At 50.3% G+C, this 18,358-nt stretch carries 17 protein-coding genes; 13 read left to right on the forward strand and 4 right to left on the reverse strand.

What is annotated here, in order from left to right; translation table 11 throughout:
• Genes ACR6HW_RS11350 through ACR6HW_RS11360 form a run of 3 tightly spaced genes read left to right on the forward strand, consistent with a single transcriptional unit; the run spans position 1 to position 3,345 of the window.
• Entirely contained in the window at positions 1–1,752 is a 1,752-nt protein-coding gene (locus ACR6HW_RS11350; protein ID WP_455727841.1) for a FeoB small GTPase domain-containing protein, read from the forward strand.
• Between the two features lie 20 nt (positions 1,753–1,772).
• A complete protein-coding gene (locus ACR6HW_RS11355; protein ID WP_455727842.1) occupies positions 1,773–2,417 on the forward strand; it encodes an SAM-dependent methyltransferase in 645 nt (214 codons plus the stop codon).
• A complete protein-coding gene (locus ACR6HW_RS11360; protein WP_455727843.1) occupies positions 2,341–3,345 on the forward strand; it encodes a lysylphosphatidylglycerol synthase transmembrane domain-containing protein in 1,005 nt (334 codons plus the stop codon). Before ACR6HW_RS11355 ends, ACR6HW_RS11360 begins: the two co-directional genes overlap by 77 nt.
• Before the next feature lie 88 nt (positions 3,346–3,433).
• On the opposite strand, the gene ACR6HW_RS11365 is transcribed toward ACR6HW_RS11360, so the two are convergent.
• Together ACR6HW_RS11365 and ACR6HW_RS11370 are read right to left on the reverse strand one after the other, a co-directional pair.
• Positions 3,434–3,625, reverse strand: a complete 192-nt coding sequence (locus ACR6HW_RS11365) for a hypothetical protein (RefSeq protein ID WP_455727844.1) — start codon at positions 3,623–3,625, stop codon at positions 3,434–3,436.
• Positions 3,626–3,684: 59 nt separating this feature from the next.
• Entirely contained in the window at positions 3,685–5,616 is a 1,932-nt protein-coding gene (locus ACR6HW_RS11370; RefSeq protein ID WP_455727845.1) for an endonuclease MutS2, read from the reverse strand.
• A 793-nt stretch (positions 5,617–6,409) separates the two neighbouring features.
• Here ACR6HW_RS11370 and ACR6HW_RS11375 point away from each other — a divergent pair.
• From ACR6HW_RS11375 to ACR6HW_RS11385, 3 genes are read left to right on the forward strand one after another with little or no spacing between them, the layout of a single operon-like run.
• On the forward strand, positions 6,410–7,822 hold the full coding sequence (locus ACR6HW_RS11375; RefSeq protein WP_455727846.1) for an aldehyde dehydrogenase family protein: 1,413 nt from the start codon (positions 6,410–6,412) through the stop codon (positions 7,820–7,822).
• 37 nt (positions 7,823–7,859) lie between these two features.
• The gene (locus ACR6HW_RS11380) at positions 7,860–9,227 is read left to right on the forward strand and encodes an EAL and HDOD domain-containing protein (RefSeq protein WP_455727847.1); all 1,368 of its coding nucleotides are present in this window, start codon (positions 7,860–7,862) and stop codon (positions 9,225–9,227) included.
• On the forward strand, positions 9,224–10,975 hold the full coding sequence (locus tag ACR6HW_RS11385; protein ID WP_455727848.1) for a sigma-54 interaction domain-containing protein: 1,752 nt from the start codon (positions 9,224–9,226) through the stop codon (positions 10,973–10,975). The genes ACR6HW_RS11380 and ACR6HW_RS11385 overlap by 4 nt, the downstream gene beginning before the upstream one ends.
• Here ACR6HW_RS11385 and ACR6HW_RS11390 read toward each other — a convergent pair.
• Complete coding sequence (locus tag ACR6HW_RS11390; RefSeq protein WP_455727849.1) at positions 10,953–12,257, reverse strand: L-cysteine desulfidase family protein; 1,305 nt, start codon at positions 12,255–12,257, stop codon at positions 10,953–10,955. The genes ACR6HW_RS11385 and ACR6HW_RS11390 overlap by 23 nt on opposite strands.
• Positions 12,258–12,426: 169 nt before the next feature.
• On the opposite strand from ACR6HW_RS11390, the gene ACR6HW_RS11395 reads away from it, so the two are divergent.
• The 3 genes from ACR6HW_RS11395 to ACR6HW_RS11405 are packed head-to-tail and all read left to right on the forward strand — an operon-like array spanning position 12,427 to position 13,885.
• Positions 12,427–12,819, forward strand: a complete 393-nt coding sequence (locus ACR6HW_RS11395) for an OsmC family protein (RefSeq protein WP_455727850.1) — start codon at positions 12,427–12,429, stop codon at positions 12,817–12,819.
• A gap of 11 nt (positions 12,820–12,830) precedes the next feature.
• Positions 12,831–13,448, forward strand: a complete 618-nt coding sequence (locus tag ACR6HW_RS11400) for a glucosaminidase domain-containing protein (RefSeq protein WP_455727851.1) — start codon at positions 12,831–12,833, stop codon at positions 13,446–13,448.
• The gene (locus ACR6HW_RS11405) at positions 13,445–13,885 is read left to right on the forward strand and encodes a 23S rRNA (pseudouridine(1915)-N(3))-methyltransferase RlmH (RefSeq protein WP_455727852.1); all 441 of its coding nucleotides are present in this window, start codon (positions 13,445–13,447) and stop codon (positions 13,883–13,885) included. Before ACR6HW_RS11400 ends, ACR6HW_RS11405 begins: the two co-directional genes overlap by 4 nt.
• Before the next feature lie 237 nt (positions 13,886–14,122).
• On the opposite strand, the gene ACR6HW_RS11410 is transcribed toward ACR6HW_RS11405, so the two are convergent.
• On the reverse strand, positions 14,123–15,253 hold the full coding sequence (locus ACR6HW_RS11410) for an IS4 family transposase (RefSeq protein ID WP_455727853.1): 1,131 nt from the start codon (positions 15,251–15,253) through the stop codon (positions 14,123–14,125).
• Positions 15,254–15,485: 232 nt separating this feature from the next.
• On the opposite strand from ACR6HW_RS11410, the gene ACR6HW_RS11415 reads away from it, so the two are divergent.
• From ACR6HW_RS11415 to ACR6HW_RS11430, 4 genes are all read left to right on the forward strand, one after another.
• Positions 15,486–16,010, forward strand: a complete 525-nt coding sequence (locus ACR6HW_RS11415; RefSeq protein WP_455727854.1) for a sigma-70 family RNA polymerase sigma factor — start codon at positions 15,486–15,488, stop codon at positions 16,008–16,010.
• Positions 16,007–16,312, forward strand: coding sequence for a hypothetical protein (locus ACR6HW_RS11420; protein WP_455727855.1), 306 nt, complete (start codon positions 16,007–16,009; stop codon positions 16,310–16,312). Before ACR6HW_RS11415 ends, ACR6HW_RS11420 begins: the two co-directional genes overlap by 4 nt.
• A complete protein-coding gene (locus tag ACR6HW_RS11425) occupies positions 16,305–16,937 on the forward strand; it encodes a hypothetical protein (protein WP_455727856.1) in 633 nt (210 codons plus the stop codon). Before ACR6HW_RS11420 ends, ACR6HW_RS11425 begins: the two co-directional genes overlap by 8 nt.
• 208 nt (positions 16,938–17,145) lie before the next feature.
• Complete coding sequence (locus tag ACR6HW_RS11430; protein WP_455727857.1) at positions 17,146–18,207, forward strand: siderophore ABC transporter substrate-binding protein; 1,062 nt, start codon at positions 17,146–17,148, stop codon at positions 18,205–18,207.
• The last annotated feature ends 151 nt before the right edge of the window (positions 18,208–18,358 follow it).

The following is an 18,358-nucleotide window of genomic DNA, read 5'->3' on the forward strand; positions in this document are numbered from 1 at the left end:
ATGAACTGCCACAACGTGGAATCAAAGTGTTACAAGCGCGACAAAAGCACCTTGAGTGTGCTGCTTATGGGGAACCCCAATGTGGGGAAGAGCGTCGTGTTTTCAAAGTTGACCGGCATGGAAGTGATGACAGCCAATTACGCCGGCACAACGGTTTCGTATACACAGGGGAAAATCAAAGGGGTGGAGCCGCCGGTGACGCTGATCGACGTCCCGGGGACGTACAGTCTCGACGCCCTTTCACAAGCGGAAGAAGTCGCTGTGGAAATGCTGACACAAGGTGCCGATGCGGTGATTTGCGTTTTAGACGCCACCAATCTCGAGCGGAACCTCGACCTCGCGCTTCAAGTTGAGGCGTACGGTCTACCGATGGTCTACGCGCTGAATTTATCAGATGTCGCCCGTCGGCAGGGGATTGAAACGGATTTAAAGGCCCTTTCAAAGGCGCTTGGGGCGCCGGTTGTAGAGACAGTGGCCGTGAGAAACGAAGGCCTTGAAGCCTTGGTAAAAGCAGCAGTTGATGCCTGTGAGCAGGCGCCGAAAGCGGTCACTCAGGAAGAATCGCCTTCAGAGCGATGGGCGCGAGCCGAAGCCATCTGTGCCGCGTCACAGAAGGTTAAACCGGTAAAGCGCACGCGGGCAGATCGATTGGGTGACGCCATGATTAAACCGTGGCCGGGGATTCCCATCGCCGTGTTTATTCTCATTGCGTCGCTGGGGATTGTCGTCGGCGGCGGCAAGGCGTTGAGATCGCTGATTTTACTGCCGATTATTAACGACGGCATCGTGCCGTTGCTGACGCGTGGGGTCTCGTATATCGTCGACGACGGCATACTTAAAAACGTATTGGTCGGCGAGTTCGGAATTCTCGTCAAGGGCATCGAATGGCCTTTTGCTCTGATTTTGCCTTATGTGCTTCTGTTTTACGTGGTGATTTCATTTTTGGAAGACAGCGGGTACTTGCCGAGACTCGGCGTTCTCGTCGACGGCGTCCTTCGAAAGTTGGGGCTTCCCGGTGGCAACATCGTCCCATTTGTCATGGGATACGGCTGTGCCGTCCCGGCGATTCTCGGAACGCGGGCTTCCAACGCCTATAGAGAACGGTTGATTTTAAGTACCATGGTAGCGCTGGCAGTGCCGTGTACGTCGCAGTCAGGCGCCTTTTTTTCGCTGCTCGGCGACCGGTCGCTGGCGGTGTTGCTCCTGGTTTACGGCATTTCTTTTGTCGCCATTGTGCTCACGGGGTTGGTTATGAACCGCGTGATTCCCGGCGAAAGTGCCAAAATGCTCCTCGAGATTCCCAACTTACTCGTGCCGAGTCGCGGCGCTCTGTTTAAAAAGATTTGGGTGCGAATGAAACACTTTGTCGTGGAAGCGGAAGTACCGATGCTTCTGGGAATCGCCCTTGCGGCACTGGTGACGGAAACGGGCTTTTTAGACGTCATCGGCGGTGCACTTGAGCCCGTCGTAGAAGGGTGGCTCGGCCTTCCGAAGGAAGCGAGTCTGTCGCTGATGCTCGGTATCATCAGAAGAGAACTTGCGGTGATGCCGCTGCTCGACATGGAACTCACAACACTTCAAATGGTTGTCGGCGCAGTGGTGGCACTGTTTTACCTACCGTGTCTATCGGTGTTTGCAGTGCTCATCAAGGAGTTTAAACTGAAGACCGCGACGATAATCGCCTTGTCGACGATTGGCATTGCGTTCCTCGTAGGGGGCTTGATCAACCACGGCGTCGGTTTGTTTCTTTAGGCATTAGAAAAGAGGGGCATATGAAATGGATAGGAATCTACACGCAGAAAATAGAAGGGCTGTGCTGCCGGCAACCGCTTTTAGCGGCGGTGTGTCGCGGGTATTATAGAAGGCTCGTTCAAAGAGAAGCGGCATTGGGAGGCGTCAACAGCGACGATTGCGTACTCTGTATCGGCGGGGGGCCGGTGCCCAGTACCGCCATTGAAATCGCCCGACAAACAGGGGCAAAGGTGACCGTTGTGGACAACGATTTGTCCGCTGTACAGCAGGCGGCCTGTCTCATAAGAGGCCTCGGTCTCGAATCGAGAGTGACGGTTTTACACGCGTGTGGTGAAAACATAACGGCGGCGCCGTATTCTGTGGTGCATGTGGCGAAACAGGTGTCGCCGCGCCAGCAAGTGGTGGAGGCGGTGCTTCGCACAGCGCGCAGAGGGACGCGGGTTCTCGTTCGAAACCCCAAGTGCCGTTTTAAGAGGCTCTATGCGGAAATTGATGAGCGCGCTTGCGCACGGTGTACGGCGTCGATACAGGCGTCGGCAGACTGGTGGAGCGAGACGCATCTTTTGATAAAGGAAGAGGGACGAGAATATGAAAAAACGCCATGTGCTGTACAGCATCGGGCTGGCGGCAGTCGCCGCACTGCTCTATCAGACGGATTGGCCTAATGTCCTCTCGGGCATTCGAGGTTTCAATCCGGCGCACCTCGTTGTCGTCTGTGCGCTTCAAGTGATGACGCTTTTGCTAATTGCCTTTCAGTGGCGAGGCATTGCGGCACAGCTTGGGGTGCGGATGCCCTTTTGGCAGATGTTTACCATCAATTTGGCGGGCACCTTTGTCGAATGCGTTACGCCGGCTGTAAAAGCCGGTGGCGAAGCCTACAAAGTGGTGTTGCTCAAGGAAAAAGTCGGTTTGACCGGCGGGGCATCTGCCGCTGTGGTGGCTACACAAAAAGCGCTCTCTTCACTGGTTTTTGCCATTTTGTGTACAGGAAGCCTGCTCGTCTTTGCCTGGCGGGCTTCAGTACCGAGGGTGTACGAACACGCGCTTGTTATCGGGTTTATCTGTGTTGTACTCACGGCGTTTTTACTTATCGCTTGTCTGAAATCGCCGAAGGTTCTGGAAGCGGTGCTGTTGAAAGTACCGTTTTTAAATCGGCGACAGGTACACGTCAAGGGCTTTTTCAAACACTTTCAATTGGCCACTGCGCAACTCAGCACCGACAAAGTGGCTCTCGTTCAGCAGTTGGGCACGTCTTGCGTCATCTGGCTGTTGTTTCCGATTAAAACAGCTTACATTGCATACGTTTTGGGTGTTCCCCTTGATTTTGCCACGGTTAGCGCGGTGACGTACTTGACGTACATGATCGGCATGGTGCCGCTTTTGCCCGGTGGCATCGGTTCATTTGAGGCCGCAGTGGTCTTCTTGCTCATGCCCTTTGGCGTGACGCCTGATGTGGGCATGGCGCTGGCACTGGTTCTGCGCTTTGTGACATTTTGGTTTGTCTTCGGCATAAGCGCCGTCTATATGGGCATCGATATGCTGAAAAAAGGGCGAACAGACAAACGGCAGGTGGTTGAACTCAAGGAAGAGTGACAAGATGTGGATAAGTATGGGAAAGAGGGGTGACGGATCACCCCTCTTTTTTAGATGACACCAAAGACGTCGATGTCGAAAGGCGGCTTTACGATTTGTACCGCATGGCGTTCATAAGTGCAGAACAGCCCACTGTAAAGACGGCGCCTAAAAGGCCGATTAGGACAAGCGCCTTTAAGGTAAACGACACCGGGGTCGTGAGGACGATGACGCCATAGAGAATAAAGGCGCCGGCAGTTGCCGTCAGCCCCGCCCATTTTGCAGATGTGTTGAGTTTCATATTGCAGACCTCCTTTCGACGAGTTGTGCCTTTAGTGTACGCCTGTTTTCAGGCGTTTGTCAACTTTCTAAAACCACGTCTTTCTTGCCTTTTGAGAGGGCCTTTCGGGTTTTCCGTTCATCTTTGGATTTGGTGACAATGTCCATATCGTAGGCGTCTGGGTAAAGTGCGTCACCTTTGATGTTGAGAGACAGGCGTTTGTGGTTGACTTTGATTTTTTTCCCCAGCACTTGAACGGTGACCTCGCCTTTGCTGTTTTCGGTTTCGACGACAATCCCCGAGCGCTTCATGGTGTGAATCCAGACGTTGTCGCCAACGGCGAACTTCGGCTTTTTCTTTGGCGCGTAGACAGACTTCTGCACCGCTTTTGAAGCAGTCGGTTCAGTGGTGACATTTGGCGCTGGCGGCTGTGCAGCACGTTTTGGCGCTTCAATCACAGGCGCCTTATAGCGCTTTTTGGCGTTGTACGCCAGTTCGTGAGCCCGCTCGATCATGTCTTTGGGCATGCCGAGTCTAAGGGCGATGTGGAGGGCACTGCTCTCGCCGGCCGCGCCAAGTGTCAGCTGATACAGTGGGCTCAAAGTCTCGATGTCGAAGCCCATGCTCCCGTTGACGAACTTCGGGTGCTCAGAGGCAAAACGCTTGATTTCCCCATAGTGCGTCGAGGCGAGGATATAAGCCCCCTTTGCTTCGAGGGCTTCCAAGACGGCGATGCCGATGCCCATGCCCTCACTCGGATCTGTTCCGGAGCCGATTTCATCGAGGATGACCAGGGTCTTGTCATCTGCCTCGGCGAGAATTCGGTTGATGTTGGTGATGTGTGACGAAAAGGTACTGAGGTTTTGTTCAACGCTTTGTCCGTCGCCGATATCGCATAGAATACGGCTGAAGATGGGCAAAGTGGTTCCGCAATCACACGGCAGGTGAAGTCCGGATTGGGCCATCATGCAAAAGAGCCCCACAGTTTTCATGGTGACGGTTTTGCCGCCGGTGTTTGGACCGGTGATGACGAGGTTGTGACACGTCGGCTCAAGTGTGAGGTTCAGCGGTACTGCATCGGTGCCTAGAAGCGGGTGCCGTCCGGCTCTTATGGCGATGAGGCCCTGCGTATTTACAGCCGGCGCCGTGGCGTTCATCTGCTTAGACAACTTGGCCTTAGCAAAGAGCACATCGTAGGTAACCATACACTCGTAGTTGAGAGAGAGCGCCGGCAAGTCGGCGGCCACTTCGTTAGAGAGTTCCGACAAAATGCGGTAGACTTCACTTTCCTCTTGAATTCTTAGAGCGCTCAAGGCGTCGTGTAATTTCTTTATTCCCGCCGGTTCGATAAACAGCGTGCCGCCGGAACGCGAACGGTCCAGTATCTGACCGCCGACGTGCTTTTTGTGCTCGCTTTTAACCGGAATGACGTAGCGGCCGTCCCGTTGAGAAATAACGGTCTCAGAGAGGACGTTTTGGTAGCGGTTGTCGACTAAGTAACCTTGAAGTTTGTTCTTAATGTCCTGTTCGGTTTTAGCGCGTTTGCGCCTGATTTTAGCAAGGGCTTGAGAGGCCGAGTCGAGTACCTCGTCGTGGTAGACGCTCTCGGACAGCGCCGCATAGAGGGCGTCGAGTACATCGATGCTCAAGGCGTAACTGCTGACTTTGGGCGCATCGCTTTCTTTCCCGTACATATAGCGCTTCATACGCGTACAGTCTTTGATGAAAGTGGCTAAGAACCAAAAATCACCGGCTCTCAGCACTTCACCTCGTTTTATTTTTTCCAGTGTGTTGCCCACGCCGGATAAGCCGTGGAGCGGCACGCCTGAGGCTTGATCCACGAGGCGTCGCGCCTCAGTGGTTTCCGCCTGCATGTTTTCTATGAGGTAGAGGTCCTCTACAGGGGCTAAGTGTTTAAGTTTGACTTTGGCTTCTTCAGAAACCGCTTTTTCAATCAGTTTATCGGTAATATGTGCCCAGTCCAGCATTTTTTTTGTATGGGTATTGTCCATTGGGGATAATCTCCTTTTTAGTTAAAAAATTAAATTTAAACGTCAAAAAAGCAGCAGACACACGGTCTACTGCTTGCAATCAATCAAAAATAGATAGAAGAATAGCGTAGGTTGTGTTCTAAACGTCAGCTGGGAACACAGGTACGACGAAAAAACCTATCCTGTAGGTCACCTGTATAGTCCCAATCTTTAATTATGCGTTTAGAACGACCCCACTCATAAAAATTCTCCTAATTACGGTTTTACTTAGTCACTTTTGAGGATAGCATAAAAAAAATAAAAATACAAGCGGGAATTTTCAAAAAAGTGTTTTCGATGCGCCCAAAGGGGTATCAGTGCAATAGATAGGTATTGAAGAACGTTTTAAAAGTAAGTTTTAACTCAGAGGCCCTGCATTTTAGGCTTCTTCGGTGTACAAGCACTATAAGAATTACCGTTGATGATCCAAAAGTAGAATGAAAATAGTTTGAAACCTTTTTTGTTTAGTGTTGGTAAGTCAATCCGGGCTTAGGTCATGGGATTGCCTCAAATGAAAAGTTTTGAAAGTTAGTTTTAAGAAGTTTGCAAAGTTAAGCTTCGATACCTATCTTAAATATAAAGGCGGCCTTTGGGCCGCCTTTTGTTTGTCGGACACGAGGTGCTTGAATCCATATAGTTTATACAGATAAACCAATTCTGTTGTATGGGCGAAAGAAAGGGTTGTTCGTGTCCTTCTATAGGAATGACGAGACGAGTTGTGTTACAATAGTAACAACAAAATTGAGAAGCCAAATTAGTGAAGAGAGGTGTTAGAATGTACGATAAGCTTTATATAGACGGACAGTGGTGCACCGCTGTGAACCCCGATACCATCGCCGTGGAGAACCCCGCAGACAAGTCGGTTATCGCCAGTGTGCCCAGAGGCGGTGCCGCCGATGTGGATGCGGCAGTTGCAGCTGCAAAGCGGGCGTTTGACCAGTGGTCGACGACACCGCTCGCCGAGCGAAAAGCGGTTTTAGAAGCGGCGCTGTCGGCGTTTAAGACGTATGAGTCGGCGCTGGTGACACTGGAGGCACAAGAACTCGGCGCACCATTGAACTGGTCGCGTCAAGCCCATGTCGTGGGTCCTATTAAGCGGTTTGAGCACTTTTTGAAAATTATCGACGACGTCGCTTTTGAAAGCCAGTTTCCCAAGTTCCGCGTAGTACGTGAACCCATTGGGGTGGTGGCCTGTATTACCCCTTGGAACTATCCGCTGGGACAGGTGATGCAAAAGGTTATTCCGGCGTTGCTCTGTGGAAACACGGTAGTTTTAAAACCGTCTCAAATCACGCCGCTTTCCGCTTTTTATCTGGCTAAGGCCTTTGAAGCGGCACATCTGCCGGCAGGGGTGTTCAACCTCGTAACCGGGCGCGGTGGTGAAGTTGGGAACGCTTTGGCCGGCCACAGTGACGTCGATATGGTCTCCTTCACCGGTTCTACCGACGGTGGAAGAGAAGTGGGAAAATGTGCCATTGACGGCATTCGAAAGCTCTCCCTTGAACTGGGAGGCAAATCGGCAGCGGTGCTCCTCGAAAGTGGCGATATCGACCTCGCAGTGGACAGTGTTCTCGGATCGTGTTTTTTAAACACAGGACAGACCTGTGCGGCTTTGACCCGTTTTTTGGTGCCGGCGTCACTTATGGAAGCGGTAAAAGCCAAAATAGTTGAAAAAGCCGCCGGCTATTGTGTCGGCAATCCTTTTGACGAGGGTGTACACATAGGCCCCCTCGCCAGTGAAAAGCAATTTAATAAAGTAAAGCGCTACATTGAAATCGGTATTGAGGAAGGCGCTGAGTTGTTGGTGGGGGCTGTTCCGACGACACCGGACGGCGGTTACTATGTAGAGCCCGTTGTGTTTGCCGGCGTACACAACGCCATGCAGATTGCGCGGGAAGAAATATTCGGACCGGTAATCTGTCTGATGGCCTACGAGGGGGTAGACGAGGCGGTGGCAATTGCCAACGACAGCCCATATGGGCTCTCCGGAGCGGTCTATGGCACTGTAGAAGAAGCGGGCGCCGTAGCGAGACGCCTCAAGACGGGATCTGTGACACTCAACCGGGCAAAATGGGATGCTTCTGCACCTTTTGGCGGCTACAAACAGTCGGGTATCGGCCGCGAAGGCGGGCCATTTGGCATAGAAGAATTTTTAGAGATTAAGACCATTTTTGATGTCGGTGCTTAGTAGCCTGTAGGGTTCACAATAAAAAAAGGCTCGTATCATGGACGTCCTAAAAACAGTTGATCATGTGCTCTATGGCCGTCGTATACGAATGATGGATCCTTTTAAAATTTACAATACGTACATTACGAGAAAAGATGTGACCATATCACGGCGGCAGTCGATGCCGTCTTCAAACACGGGGGAAAGAATGTATATTGCAAGACAGCCTATATTTAATGAGCGCCTCGACGTCTTCGGTTACGAATTATTGTTTCGAGGTGATAAAGGGTCCGGCGGCTACGACGCCAAGAGTTCTGCCTATGCCACGGCAACGGTTATCGGCGGTTTATTTGAGTCGGGTATAGAGGAGATTGTCGGCGGACACCGTGCGTTCATCAACTTTGACGCGGCGTTTTTAAGCATGGATATTCCGGAAATCATTGAGCCCGATCGATTGATTATCGAAGTGCTCGAAGACGTCGTCGTAGACGATGCCCTTATTGAACGCCTTTTGACGCTTAAAGAAAAAGGCTACAAAATTGCCTTGGACGATTTTATTGAAGATTACCAACTCTACCCCCTGGTTCCACTGGCAGATATCATCAAGTTTGATTTAATGGCGACGCCGCTCGAGAGCATTGAAACCACCGTTGGCGAAGCCATCAGACAAGGCAAAATTCTCCTCGCTGAGAAAATTGAAACAGAAGGGGAATTTCTGAGGGCCAAGCAAATGGGCTTTAAGCTCTTTCAGGGCTACTTTTTTTCTAAGCCGCATATTGTGGGACAATCGTCGGCTAAGAAAATGGTCAAATCAAACTACTTGCAAATACTTACAGAATTGAAGAAAGAGGAGCCGTCGTATCAGGTGCTCGCAGAAATTGTTGAAAAGGACGCGCAGATGGCGTACCGCTTAATGCGCATCATCCATTCGCGCGCCGGAGACGACCTCGTGTACAGCATCAAAAAAGCGCTGACGTACATTGGGCTCAAGGAGTTGGAGCGTTGGATCAACGTGTTGATGATTCAAGACCTCGGTGGCGAAAAGCCTCGGGAACTTATGAAGTTGTCCTTGATGCGCACGAAGTTCTCTGAGCTGATTGCAGCGCACAGCGTCTTTAAAAACAGGAAGTACGAAGCGTCGATGCTCGGACTCTTCAGCACCATAGATGCCATGCTCGACGTCTCTATGGAAGAAGCCATGTCGAAGGTGGCATTGCCGAAGACCATTAGCGACGCCCTCGTCTCTTTCAGCGGGAAGCTTTCGCCGGTGTACAAATTGTTGCTCGCTTACGAACAAGCGGATTTTAATGAAGCGGATGAACTCTCAAAGGCGCTTGACATGAACTCGGAAGCGTTGTTTGAGTACTATAAAGAATCGGTTAAATGGGCAGATGAAATGATGTTGTTGATGGGAGTGAGTACATGAGTTTAAGTAAAATTATCGGCGATGTTCAAACGGTATGTGAAGCCATTGCCAGCGTCGTTCACATCGACGTCACCATTGTGGACGACGATTTGATACGCATTGCGGGAACTGGCCGCTACCGAGACACCATCGGTCGAAAGGTCAGTACCCGCTCGGCTTTTCACTATGCGCTGGACCACGATTTGGCGTTTACCATAGAAAATCCCGGCGAGCATCAGGCTTGTCTCGACTGCGAGTGCAAGGACAAATGCTCGGAACACGCGGAAATGTGCTGTCCTATTGTGACTGAAGACGGGGTAAAGGGCGTTATCGGCCTCATTGCCTTTATGCCCGACCAACGGCATAAGCTCATTGAAAATCAAGCGGATTTGATGCGTTTTTTAAGTAAGATGGCGGAACTTATCGCCTCCAAACTCAAAGAGCAAGCGGCGCGTGAGGCAATGGGACTCCTGGCTTCCGAGCTCAAAGTGGCTATGGACGCCATGGAAAGTGCTTTCGTCATCTCCGATGCTCACGGTGTCATCACCCGTAAGAACCAGCGGTTTGAAAAACTGTTTAAGGGGATTGAAGGCAAGCACTTGAACGAGTTTGTCGAGACAGAAGACATCTTGGCGTCTGTTAAACCCATGCGCAACAAGCGTTTGACTTTTCCAAACGGCTGTAAGGGGATTTACGATGTGGCGCCGGTTAGAAGCGAGGGGGGTATCGGCGGCTATGTCCTCACCATAACGCCGCTGGAGACCGTCCTGCAAACGGTGAACGCCATGACGCAAGATGGTATACTGACCACTTTTGATGCCATCATCGGCAGTTCAGAAGCGCTAAATCGCGTCAAGGAAATGGCTTATAAAGTGGCGCTTCAAGGGTCGACTGTTCTCATCGATGGCGAGAGCGGTACGGGAAAAGAGCTCTTTGCCCGTGCGATTCACAGCGCCAGCAAACGCGCCAATGCGCCTTTTGTTACAGTGAACTGTGCGGCGATTCCCGATACGCTTCTGGAAAGCGAGTTGTTCGGGTATGAAGAAGGGGCGTTTACCGGTGCGCGTCGCGGTGGCAAAGCCGGCAAATTTCAACTGGCTGACGGGGGGACGTTGTTTTTAGACGAAATCGGCGATATGCCCTTACACTTGCAGGCAAAGTTGCTGAGGGTGCTTCAAGAGCAGGTCATCGACCCCATTGGAGGCATCCACCCCATAAAAATAGATGTGCGCGTTATCGCCGCGACACATCAAAATTTAGAAGAAAAAGTATTGGAAGGTGCCTTTAGACAGGACCTCTACTATAGACTCAACGTCATACCGCTGTCGGTACCGCCGCTGAGAGCGCGGACAACGGACATTGAAGTGCTCGTCCGCCACTTTATCAGGGTGTGCAACGCGAAGCTCGAAAAATCTGTAACAGATGTCCACCCGGCCTGTCTCGACAAGTTTAAACACTACCCGTGGCCCGGCAATGTCAGGGAGTTGATGAACGTCGTCGAGTACGCTGTAAACATGTGTGAGGGAGACGAGATGTACTGCACGCATTTGCCGAGACATTTTCAGTCGCATTTTGAAAAGCGTACAAGTGACGGCGACACTACAGAGGCCGCGCCGCCACAAACACTGGAAACGATTGAACGCGAGGCCATCCGACGGACACTGGCGCTGTACGCCTCGGACAAGAGCGGGGTGGAGAAGGCGGCAAAAGCGTTGGGCATAGGACGCGCAACGCTTTATCGCAAAATTAAAAGTTATGAGCTTGATTGAGCATGACTTCGAGCATGGTGTGGTCCACAGTCGGCATGGCTTTGTCGGATAAGACGCCGAGGTTGTAGAGGCTCTTGTCGGCATTTTCGCCTACGATGCCGTTGCCTGAAGGCACGGCGATGCCCTCTGTGGCGAGAAGACACGACTGGATAGCGGACTGAACCGCTGTGGCCAGTTTTAGGGCACAACCCACTTTGGCACCGTCGCACACCATCCCGGTGGTGTTGGCGATCATGTTTTGTACTGTGGCGTCGAGGGCCGCGTCGTCTGCGCCCATAAGCCATGCGAGGGCGACGGCGGCACCTGTTCCCGCGGCGACACCGCAACCGCACAGGGCGGAAAGTCTGCCGATTTTATGCTTGACGACACTGTTGACAATGTGGCTCATCGCCGCCGCTTTGGCGAGGCGCTCGTCTGAGACGTCGAAGAGATCGGCGTAAGCGGCCAGTGGCAGAAGAGCGGTTAGACCGTTGTTGCCGCTGCCGTTGCTGCTCATAACCGGTAGTGAAACGCCGGACATTCGGGCATCTGATGCGGCGGCAGTGAGTACCATGGCCCATTGCATCAAATCTTTGGACAGGAGGCCGTCGGCGATTTTGCTGTTGAGCACGTAGCCGACAGCGAGGCCAGAGGGTTTGGCAAGGCCGGCATCGGCCACTTTTCGATTCATCTTAATGCCGTCGAGCATCCAGTCTACGGCTTCGGCAGGGAGGGCTTCTATGGTGTGTAACAGCTCCACAATGGGGGTATCAAACAATTGGGCGTTGTCGACGCCGGCGGCACAAGCGGCTTCTTCAAACGCTCGGCGTTCGAGATGGCTTTCCTCCAGTATAAACTGGTCGTGACGCCCTTTGATGACCGTGTGGCCGAAGTGCTCGCCACTGTGCGTGTCGACCCAGGCTTCAATGTATATTTTTTCTTGGGTGTCTTTGATGTGCATGGCGATTTGGCCGTTTTTAATCAATTGGCGCGCCTGTTGGATGGCGTCTGAATGAACTTTTTGAAAAACCTCAAGACCATCGGCGCTTTCGCCGATAATATACCCGAGGGCAGCGGCGTAGAGAATGCCGACTTCCTCTGTACCCGGAATGCCCACAGCTAAGGCGTTTTTAAACACATTGGGACTCAGGTGCAAAGTGACCTTTTTCAGTGTGTTGACGTCTGCGCCGGCGAGTTCGCGGGCACGGCAGACGGCGAGGGCGACGGCGACGGGCTCTGTACAGCCCATGGCGGGGCGCACCTCGGCTTCGAGGGTTTTAAGAATAACGGTTTCAAGTGACATTGGGGGTTTTCTCCTTTACAATAGGTTTTACCGGTAATAAGTGCAAGACTTATGCCAACGCGAAAAGCAGGATAACCAGACGAATTTTCTCGTTTTGAGACGATAGACAACAAAAGAAGTCTCAAAACGAGAAAAAATCTCAAAATGATACTAACGGGAGGCAGTTCATATGATGCAAAAAGAAGTGACACTGGCGTTTAAAAACGCTTTTGAAGGTGAAATGACCGCGCCTAAGGCGACGGCAAAAATAGGTGGAGAAGAAGGGATGCTCGCCCCTTATGACATGTTGTTTGGCGCGCTTGCCTCTTGCCTTTACGCGACGTTTTTAGATGTGGCGAAAAAGAAACGCATCGGCTTTGAAAAGGTGACGATGACCGTCACTGGGGAAAAGCGCGAAACGGTGCCGACGACACTCAAATGGGTCAATGTGTCGGTGACGGTTGAAAACGCCGAGAAGCAAAAGGGACTGGAGCAAGCCATGCAACTGGCGACGGAATACTGTTCGATCTATCAAACGGTGGGACATGTGGCGGAAATGTCTTACGACATCTCATTTGTTTAAAGGAGCCGGAAATGAAAGTCAATTTGCAACAGAAATTGCATATTCAAGTACCGTCTGTTCAGACATCTAGCAATTACGCCACAACCAAAGCGCGTTTTGATCGCATTTTGTCTGAAAAGTTGGGCGTTAGGCCATCGACACAGGCGGTTTCAACGCCAAGTCGAGAAGGCGGCGGGGCATCTGTAGACGCCGTGTATAACGACGTGCGCCTCAAGAGTGGTGCCACAGCTTCTGAAATCGACGAGCGGTTAAAGGGGACGCAGATGGCGGGACTGGGTAAGGCCTTTGTCGACGCCGAAGCCAAATACGGCATCAACGCGTGGTTTTTAACGGGACTTGCCGCCCACGAATCGGCGTACGGTTCCAGTCCAATTGCCCGGGATAAGAACAATCTGTTCGGTTACGGCGCCTACGACCAGACGCCGTACACCAGTGCGCGGACGTTTTCCTCTATGGCGGCCGGTGTGGAAAAGGTGGCGGAGAACTTGTCGAGAGCGTACCTCACAGAGGGCGGCAGTTACTTTAACGGCTACGGCATGGAGGCGATTAATCAGCGTTACGCCACCGATAAGAACTGGGCGCGTGCTATTAAAGCCCATATGAACCGCCTTACGGGGGCCTCTGAGTGAAGGTGACTGTGATTTCAGTGGGCAAGCTCAAGGAGGCGTATTTTAGAGACGCTGTGGCGGCCTTTCAAAAAGCCCTCGAGAAGCGCCACGAAGTTGCTTTAATAGAAGTCCCCGACGAGAAGGCACCGGAGTCTTTGAGCGACAAGGAGATGGTGGCTATTAAGGCGGCGGAGGGCGTGCGCATTTTGGATAAGATTGAGACAGGGGCCTTTGTGACGGCGCTGGCAATAGACGGTGAGCGCCTGACCGACGAAAAATTTGAAAGGCTCCTTCGCCTAGAAGGGCATCGGCCAATGGTCTTTGTTATCGGCGGTTCGTTGGGCCTTTCTGACGTCGTGTTGAATAGGGCGCAAAAGAAAATATCATTTGGTCAAGCAACATTTCCACATCAGTTGATGAAGGTGATGTTGCTTGAAAAATTGGAATCGTCTCTTTAGGGGACGGTTCTTTTGTGCCAGAAAACCCTTGAATTTTACATATATGGAATTAGAAAAAACGATTTATTGAAAAATGCACTAGCGTTGCATAAACTCAACTACAAATCTAGAGCAAATCCATATTACGCTTTATAAGGATAAAAATGTAACCCTGTCGATTCTACTAATGAAAAAAAGCTGACTCTAAGCAGACAGTCTCGTTGCACAGTGATGGGAGCCACATATGGATAGATTAATCTAAAAAGGATTGAGCCTCATAATCTTTCGTTTGAAACTTTCAAAAGTACTGTAAAGACTTGCTCTTATAGCAACCCTGATCTTGTTTAGTGGTGCGTCTGTTCTCAGGTTTTGCTTAAACAGAGCGAGTAGACAGTAGAGAATGAGCGAAAGGTAAATTTGGTTTACCGCGCCGACTTCATCAGTCGCAAAGAAATGCTTGACTTTAGAATGCTGTTTAAGCCATTTGAAAAAGAGTTCAATTTTCCACCTGAGTTTATAGAGATTACAGACGTCTTCAAAACAGAGCCCTGTGTCGGTTTCAAGGTCAGGGACGTTTGTCAAAAAGTGATAAATAGTTCCGTCATCATCTGCTTGCTGAATATAGTGGTATTCATGCCTAGTCTTTTTGCTGCCTGAACCCACAGGGCCTTTTGAGGCGTAAAGAACGCCCTTTGGATTATCATAGCGCGTATTCGCCCATGTCACAGAGTTGCTCTTCATGCGAACGACAAAACAACCACCAGCTTCGTGGATTTGATCTAGGCGATCGTAATCCACATAGCCTCTGTCATAAACATTGATGACGCCTGGTGTAAAATCCGTCACGCTGAGCATTTCACTCACATCATGTTCTTTTGCGCCAGTGACAGTGGCTTTACTTGGATAAAGTGCGTTTTCACCATAATAGCGAAGGCCGAGATGTAATTTGACACCCGCTTTTGTTTTTTGGTACTTCGCCCACGCCATGCCCGTTAATGCTTTTGTGATAACGCTGGCATCAACAATATTCAGTGCCAATGTATCTTCATTCAACTGGGCGCTCTCAAACTGCCCGTGAAGCTGTGACACCAGATGCGTGAAGATGTTCTGGAGCACAGATGTATCGAGAGCTGACAGTCGTCTATAGAGCTGGGAAGGGCTTATAGAATCTAGTTTAAGATACCTCTGATAATTGTCATCAAACAGCAGATCCGTTGAGATGGCTCTGAGGCCATCATGTTCTTTCAGGTTTGCGGTGACAAAGAGTTTGATTAGGTTTTGAGTCGTTAACTTCTTGGCATAAGCATCACAGTTATTCGTTTTGATGATATTTTTAACTTTTTTTGAATTTAGGGGTTCAAGTACTTTACCAATGGTCTTAAATTTCATATAATATAGATGTTGTGTTCCTTGTATTAGATTTGTGCGAGACCATCTATGTGTGCTCCATGAATCTAGTATAAGGACTTTTTTATTGATTTTAAACCCCTTAATAGACATTATTGTTATTTATTGTTCTTTTGCTATTGATTAAGTTTTATGCAACGCTAGTGTGAAAAATGGGTAAAAAAAACTGAACCTTTTGGCTTCACACTCGTATAGTCTAAGTGGAGGTGAGGATTTGAATCTTGAAACATGGCTCCTCTATTACAAAGAGCCGATATACAGGCTGTGTAGACAGCTTACTAAAGATGCGCACGAGGCAGACGATCTGTTTCAGGAAACGTTTCTAAAAGCCTACAGCGCACAGGGACGCGTTGCCGTGGACGACAAGACGGTTAAAAATTGGCTGTACACCATCTGCATCAACACTTATAGGGACGGTTACAACAAGAAAAAGCGGTGGCTCAAGCGGTTGATGCCCTTTTACGACACTGAGGCGCAAGATAGGGCGCTTGAAAAGGCTGTGGATTCATCGGCGGACATTGAGGAAGCGGTGTTTAAAAAGGCTTCTCAAGAAGCGGTTACTGCAGCTGTCCGAACCCTTGATGAAAAGTATAAAATAGTTGTTTTGCTGTACTATTTTGAAGAAGTAAGGCTCGACGAAATCGCCGAGATTCTGAATATCCCCGTGGGAACCGTTAAGTCGCGGCTGTATGCCTCGAAAAAACAGCTGAAAACCCTACTGGAAAGGAGTGCTTTATGAAGGAACTGTTGAACCTCGAAACAGTGCTTGCAGAAAGTGTCGAGGCGCATAAAGCCATGACGCCGGATGAGGCACTGGTGCGGCGCGTATTGGCTCGTGCGGAAAAAAGGCGGAATAGGCTACACGTTTCAGCGCTGTGTTTTATGGGGGCTTCTACAGTCGCTGGCATGGCGGGCGTGCTGTATGTGGCTTCTTTGTCTTCTCATCTGCAGTTGACAATAGGCCTCGCTCTTTTTTACGCTGTAGGTGGTTTGGCCGGCGCCTACGGTCTCATTAGAAAAGGAGGTGAACACCATGCTTAAGCTGGGTCTGCTTTTTTTAGGACTTTATCTAGCGGCGAAAATTTACGCGGCGTCACAGCTTCCGAAGGCATCGCTGCCGGTTCGGGGGCTGATTGTTTTAATGCCGCTTTACCTAGGGTTTGTTATTTATTTTGTAATGCATTATAGAAAGGAACGTGACATCATGACAACGATGAAAAAAACATTGGTGGCTTTGGCCGTCGGGGTATTGCTGCTCGCTGGCGCGCTAACGGCATTTGTGAAATTTTTAGATACGACGTCGGAAACGGCTTACCCGGACTACACGTCGGCAACGGGGATGATTGAACGCGGTTGGATTCCAGAGGTGCTTCCTAAAGTGGCGGTAGATGTGTACAATGTTTCGGATGTGGACAGCAACAAGACGTTTGGCTATTTCAAAGTGCCTGTAGAATCACTGGGAGACTTTGAGGCCGTACTTGAGCCGTCAAGTGACGCCCATGCACTGGAGCCCCTTCTCAAGACGGGCAGACAGTGGAAAAACGCAGTGGCCGGTGTCGAGGCCATTCGCCAGTCGGCGCGCGCTTATAAGGATGACGCTTTTGAATACCTCGTCTTTGACGACGGCACAGTGTTCTATTGGGGCATTCCGCAAACGTGGGAGTGATTTATAACAAAAACAGAATTGTATGTGTTAAAAGCGCTGAAATATAAAGGTTCTTCGGAACCTTTATATTTTTTTTAGTTTAAAAAACAGATGTGAAAAAGACTTAATAGCCCAATTGGACAACTGACAATTGACAGGGCATAGTGGCTATAGTATGCTGTTAAAACGTAATGATAATCGTTATCAAAAACATGGGAGGCATTAAATTATGAAAAAATTACTTGTTATGGTGTTGTCACTTGTGATGGCAGTGGCTCTAGTGGGCTGTGCCAAAGAGGCAGACGCGCCAAAAGCAAACGAAGACAATAAAGAAGCCGTTTCTGAGGAAGCGTCAAAGGAAGCATCTGAAGCGGAAAAAGCTGAGACAGAGGCGCCTGTTGCAACAGAGCGCACAGTGGCATTTGACTTCTCAGGCGAGACGAAAGAAGTCGTTATCCCGGCAGAACTCGAACGCGTTGTGGTCATCGGTTTTGACGTTCTCGATATTATCGATGCGCTTGGGTACAAAGACAAGGTTGTCGGCGTCGTCGATCCGAGCAGCCCGATTTTTCCAACGTATTTAGAAGGCTATGAAGGCGTTCAATCTGTGGGCAGCCTTAGAGGCGATGACCTCGAAGCCATTGCGGCATTAAAGCCAGACGCCATTATTGGCGGCGCGAGAACGCGTAAAGCGTACGACAGTTTAAATGAAATTGCTCCGACTGTTTGGTTTGCCATCCCGGGAATGGGTTCAGGCTACGAAGAGAAGCTGACGTCGAATATCGAACTTCTCGGTACGATGTTCTCTGCTGAGGAAAGAGCGGCGGAACTCGTGGCAGATGTCCAAGCAAAACTTCAGACGTTAAAAGACGAAGTGGCTGCTATTGAAAACAAATCGGCTCTCTTCTTATCGATTACGGGAAAAGAAATTTCTGTATACAGTGACGATGTGGAATCGCGCTACGGTTTTGTCTTCAACGAGTTTGGCTTTGAAACACCGGCGTCGTTAGAAGAAATTGAAAACGATGCGGCGACACACGGCAATTCGATTTCTTATGAGTTTATCAGCTCTAAGAACCCGAATTACCTCATTGTCCTCGATAGAGGTGCCTCCACCGGTGAAACGGATATTGTGGCAAGTGACACGCTTGACAACCCGCTTGTAGCGGCAACAGACGCAGTGAAAAACGACAACGTCCTCTACCTCGACGGTACTTCTTGGTACCTCGGTACAGGGGGGTACGAGGGTACGTTGATTATGATCGACAACTTATTAGAGCAGTTGAAATAGGCCGAAGGCGTTAGCGCCTTAACCGGCTTGCAAAGCCATAGCAGTGCTCTCCGCAAGGAGAGCCCGGGCTCTGCCCACAGTTAAAACGGAGGCATGGCCTCCGCTTTTTTTTATAGAATGAGCTCTTTGAAAGCCGGAAGTGTTCGCGATG

The organism is Fusibacter sp. JL298sf-3 (assembly GCF_053842995.1).

Bases quoted from the DNA above. Each gene is read 5' to 3' on its own strand.
- ACR6HW_RS11430 (WP_455727857.1), top strand. From the start codon at position 17,146: ATGAAAAAATTACTTGTTATGGTGTTGTCACTTGTGATGGCAGTGGCT.
- ACR6HW_RS11375 (WP_455727846.1), top strand. From the start codon at position 6,410: ATGTACGATAAGCTTTATATAGACGGACAGTGGTGCACCGCTGTGAAC.
- ACR6HW_RS11425 (WP_455727856.1), top strand. From the start codon at position 16,305: ATGCTTAAGCTGGGTCTGCTTTTTTTAGGACTTTATCTAGCGGCGAAA.
- ACR6HW_RS11385 (WP_455727848.1), top strand. From the start codon at position 9,224: ATGAGTTTAAGTAAAATTATCGGCGATGTTCAAACGGTATGTGAAGCC.
- ACR6HW_RS11410 (WP_455727853.1), bottom strand. From the start codon at position 15,253: ATGAAATTTAAGACCATTGGTAAAGTACTTGAACCCCTAAATTCAAAA.
- ACR6HW_RS11370 (WP_455727845.1), bottom strand. From the start codon at position 5,616: ATGGACAATACCCATACAAAAAAAATGCTGGACTGGGCACATATTACC.
- ACR6HW_RS11350 (WP_455727841.1), top strand. From the start codon at position 1: ATGAACTGCCACAACGTGGAATCAAAGTGTTACAAGCGCGACAAAAGC.
- ACR6HW_RS11355 (WP_455727842.1), top strand. From the start codon at position 1,773: ATGAAATGGATAGGAATCTACACGCAGAAAATAGAAGGGCTGTGCTGC.
- ACR6HW_RS11420 (WP_455727855.1), top strand. From the start codon at position 16,007: ATGAAGGAACTGTTGAACCTCGAAACAGTGCTTGCAGAAAGTGTCGAG.
- ACR6HW_RS11390 (WP_455727849.1), bottom strand. From the start codon at position 12,257: ATGTCACTTGAAACCGTTATTCTTAAAACCCTCGAAGCCGAGGTGCGC.
- ACR6HW_RS11360 (WP_455727843.1), top strand. From the start codon at position 2,341: ATGAAAAAACGCCATGTGCTGTACAGCATCGGGCTGGCGGCAGTCGCC.
- ACR6HW_RS11400 (WP_455727851.1), top strand. From the start codon at position 12,831: ATGAAAGTCAATTTGCAACAGAAATTGCATATTCAAGTACCGTCTGTT.
- ACR6HW_RS11380 (WP_455727847.1), top strand. From the start codon at position 7,860: ATGGACGTCCTAAAAACAGTTGATCATGTGCTCTATGGCCGTCGTATA.
- ACR6HW_RS11395 (WP_455727850.1), top strand. From the start codon at position 12,427: ATGATGCAAAAAGAAGTGACACTGGCGTTTAAAAACGCTTTTGAAGGT.
- ACR6HW_RS11365 (WP_455727844.1), bottom strand. From the start codon at position 3,625: ATGAAACTCAACACATCTGCAAAATGGGCGGGGCTGACGGCAACTGCC.